Origin of the sequence: Sporosarcina newyorkensis, from assembly GCF_900167515.1 — a bacterium.
GTDB lineage: Bacteria > Bacillota > Bacilli > Bacillales_A > Planococcaceae > Sporosarcina > Sporosarcina newyorkensis.
This window is the reverse complement of record NZ_FUYJ01000015.1, coordinates 1-3,975: the sequence shown is the minus strand read 5'-3', so window position 1 is coordinate 3,975 and position 3,975 is coordinate 1. Positions and strand designations below refer to the sequence as shown.

Here is a 3,975-nt window from a genome sequence, read left to right as displayed (position 1 = left end):
TTTTCAAATTCCTCTTTCAAAGGAAAGGCATCTTGCCACCTTTTCTTATTGTCATCATACAAGCCTTCACTATACAGGTTCTTCAATGACTGATTTTCCAGTTTTAAGGGTTCTTTTCCTTTTTGGAATTCTTTTACTTCCTTCAGCAGGATACGGCGCATATGAATAACAGGTAAATCACTCGTGCCCAGACGTTCATTCGTTCGGTCTACGATCGTACCCATCGCTTCTGTCGCGGCGTGGTCCTGGTTGGCGATCCCTCGGATCCCTGTGAAATTCCCAGTTTTTTGCAAATTCCGGTCCTGATTATATTCGTTCTCTTTATTGACCTGCTTTTTAAGGTTTTCATCCAGCTTCAGGCCGCGTCGGTCATGTTGTGCCTGTACATCAATTGCACGGTTATGGGCAAACTGCACGTCCCATGTCCAAGTGCTGTGGTCATCCCGCGGAATAAATGCATGCCACATCCCATCCTCCCCTCCAAAGCGAGGTGGATATGTGTAGAATGGGAAAATATAATGGATCTCCATAAAGGCATTTTCTTCTTCCGTGCCAATCCCAACAGCTACACAGCGCTTGCCATAATTCGTGTCCTGTACAGATTGTTTGACCGGCGGATTTTTCACCAATGGATGGTTGGGATCAATACCCAAGTCACTGCTTAGGATTCCTTCTTCTGTTTCCTGATTGCCATGTGCTTTATGGAGGAATGCCGCATGTACGTAGTCCAGGTCATTTTCCATCGCTTGTGCATAGTTACATTCCTGCCAAACTCGTTCAACCAATTTATTCTCATCCGGCAGTCCCACCCAATAGAATTCCGGGAAGTCAGGTTCTGACCCTTCCGGCCCCATATATGTCCAAATGATACCGCTTACTTCTTTTGTCGGATAACTCTTTATCTTAATGGATTCTCTGAATTTCCCATCCGTCGGTTCTGATGGTATTTCCGTACACTCCCCATCTGTATTGAACTTCCACCCATGATACATACAACGCAGGCCGCAGCCATCATTGATTCCGTAGTAAAGAGAGGTTCCGCGGTGCGGGCAGCGTTCATCGATTAGCCCGACTTTCCCCTCTGTATCCCGGAAGGCGACCAGGTCTTCGCCCAGCAACTTCACACGCTGTGGCTTCCCATCGCTTTCCAATTCATGAGTCTGCAGAGCCGGAATCCAATATCTCCGAAACAACTCACCCATTGGTGTGCCTGCATCTGTCTGTGTTAGCAACTGATTATCTTCTTTTGTAAGCATTTTAATTTCCCCCTTAAAATATTGTTTCTAAACGAGTAGATTTGAATTGTGTACTGCTAGAATGTATTCTTGCAGTTACCGAAAATAAGCAACCGTATTTGCAGATCAGTCGTCATTTAATACGAAGCTTATAAAAGTAAATATATTTGGCTTTGTAAATTCATAGACAATATGTTCTTCATGACTGTTATTTTCCTCTGTTACGCAGGTCTATTGTTTTATTTAAAGTAAAATCTGAATAACTATATACAGCTCCTATGTATAAAAACAATAATAGGAAATTAGAATCTAAGAATTTACTTGTACAACAGTGCTGTTTGATAACCATGTATTGTATAATGGTGAAAGCTGTGAACAAGTTCTAACACCTCATAAATTCACTCCAAAATTTTATAATTATTATAGGAATATTCCTTAATCCCACGTAATGATAGCGCTGTCATTTATAAAGGGATATCTGCTATATATCTGTAAGAACAATACTATCTTATTAAATACTCAAAAACATTACACTATTAGGTCTGAATTTTCTTTCAAATCAAACTATTGATACTAATTATTCTGGAATATTAAACTGATTTGACACTGTATCTCTAATCACTTTACTCTTTCGACCAACTGTAGCAGTTCCCCATACGGCCCTTCAAAGAGTATCATGCGTCCCCCTTCAAGTGTTGTATTTGGTGCATCCGTTTGAAATATAACATTTTTCTCCTTAAACTCCTTAATAGCATGATCGATATCGTCAACGGTGAAAGCTAAATGATTCACTATTCCATTTTTGTTATATTCTTTCTGCAATCCCAAATCTTTAATTAACTCAATTTCAATCCCCGGCTGTTGCTCCAAATACAAAAATGCTAATTCTTTGTCTTTTGTATTCCCGCGAAGACGGACCTTATATCCTATCAACTCAGAGTAAAACTTGATAGATGTGTCCATATCTTTTGTAACGATGGCTATATGTTCTATTTTTAATTCCATTCTATTCACTTTCCTTTCCATTCTCCGAGATTCTTAATTAAAATAAGCAAAAACAAAAGATAACAAAATCTTTATTAAACTTCTCAAGAAAAAAGATTAATCAAGACAGAATATTTTTCCGTCTCATTAATCTTTTCGTCCACTCTTGTTAAATTCCCGCAACGACTGAACTCTTTTTATTCTCTTCACCCATAACACTCGTACTGTGAAGAGGCTGAACTTTCGCACTTGGATCAATATAAACCTTTGCATTGCTCACTGCGGTCGGCGCCTCTCCAAATCCACTAGCGATGAGCTTAACTTTGCCTTCATACGTACAAATATCACCTGCTGCGTAAATCCCTTCAATATTTGTCTCCATTTTAGAATTCACAACAATGCTATTTTTTTCGATTTCCAGACCCCAGTTTTTAATTGCCCCCAATGAAGAAATAAACCCATAATTAACAATGACATCATCAACTTCAATTACCTTTATATCCTCACCTTTAACTTGTTCAAGAATAACATGTTCTATTTTGCCTTCACCTTTAAATTCCTTTGGTACATAAGGAGTCATTACATTCACACGGGAACTGTGTAATTTTTCCACACTTTTTTCATGAGCCCTAAACTTATCTCTTCTGTGCGCAAGTGTGACTTCCTTGGCAATCGGCTCAAGCATAAGCGCCCAGTCAACTGCAGAGTCACCACCGCCAAAGATCTGCACTCTTTTCCCACAAAATTTATTAAGATCATCTATAAAGTAATGTAAGTTTTCATTTTCATATTTCTCAGCTGATTTTAATTCGATCTTCTTCGGATTAAAAGCACCATTTCCCGCAGTGATAATAATTGTTTTAGCGTAGTGACTATCCTTATTTGTAGTTAACTTGAAAACCCCATCCGATTGTTTCTCTACTTCGCTCACCGATTCACTTAATGCAATGACTGGGTTAAATTGCTTCATTTGTTCTAATAGACTATCTACTAACTCTTGACCTGTAACTTTTGGAAATCCTGCAACATCATAAATGTATTTCTCCGGATATAAAGCGGAAAGCTGTCCGCCCAGTTGAGGCAGACTTTCCAGAATTTTTACCGATGCATTGCGAAGTCCGGCATAAAATGCTGTAAATAACCCTACCGGACCTCCACCAATAATTATAATATCGTAAACTTCTTTTTTTTGAGACATCTTGGTCACTCCGATTCTAGTCTTTTTCATACAAAGACAATAAATTACTTACATGTTTTTGACGGATTAAACTTTTGAATAATCTTTTTCATCCTCTAGAGCTTCTTTATTGAACGGTTCATCAGAAACTTCAATAGAACCACTAGGACAACCCTCATGAGCATCTTCTAAATCATCATGTAACTCTTCAGGCACTTCTACAATACCTTTATTTTGATCAAGTAGTACAAAGGAAACTCCATCATCGTCGTGATCATATATGTCTGGTGCCGTCGCCCCGCACGCACCACAAGCAATACAAGTTTCTTGATCTACAATTGTATATTTCGCCATCTTTTATCCACTCCATCTTGATGTATTAAAAACATGAATGTTCACTTGGAAGTTTGTTCTAGATTCTTTTTAATAGACCAAAATCATGATAGTTCTTCCGGATAATTAACTTTTTACTTTATCCATGTCTTTTTCAAATTCCTCTTTCAAAGGAAAGGCATCTTGCCACCTTTTCTTATTGTCATCATACAAGCCTTCACTATACAGGTTCTTCAATGACTGATT

General features: G+C 38.4%; 4 protein-coding genes. All 4 read right to left on the bottom strand.

Features of this window, described 5'->3' with window-relative positions:
- The coding region (locus B5D59_RS17940) for a Rieske 2Fe-2S domain-containing protein (protein ID WP_078818868.1) at nucleotides 1-1,256 on the bottom strand (1,256 nt) is incomplete at its 3' end.
- 597 nt (nucleotides 1,257-1,853) lie between these two features.
- Nucleotides 1,854-2,240, bottom strand: coding sequence for a VOC family protein (locus B5D59_RS17935; protein ID WP_078818867.1), 387 nt, complete (start codon nucleotides 2,238-2,240; stop codon nucleotides 1,854-1,856).
- 148 nt (nucleotides 2,241-2,388) lie between these two features.
- Complete coding sequence (locus B5D59_RS17930) at nucleotides 2,389-3,417, bottom strand: NAD(P)/FAD-dependent oxidoreductase (RefSeq protein WP_078818866.1); 1,029 nt, start codon at nucleotides 3,415-3,417, stop codon at nucleotides 2,389-2,391.
- Between the two features lie 66 nt (nucleotides 3,418-3,483).
- Complete coding sequence (locus B5D59_RS17925; protein ID WP_078818865.1) at nucleotides 3,484-3,750, bottom strand: ferredoxin; 267 nt, start codon at nucleotides 3,748-3,750, stop codon at nucleotides 3,484-3,486.
- Between the last annotated feature and the right edge of the window lie 225 nt (nucleotides 3,751-3,975).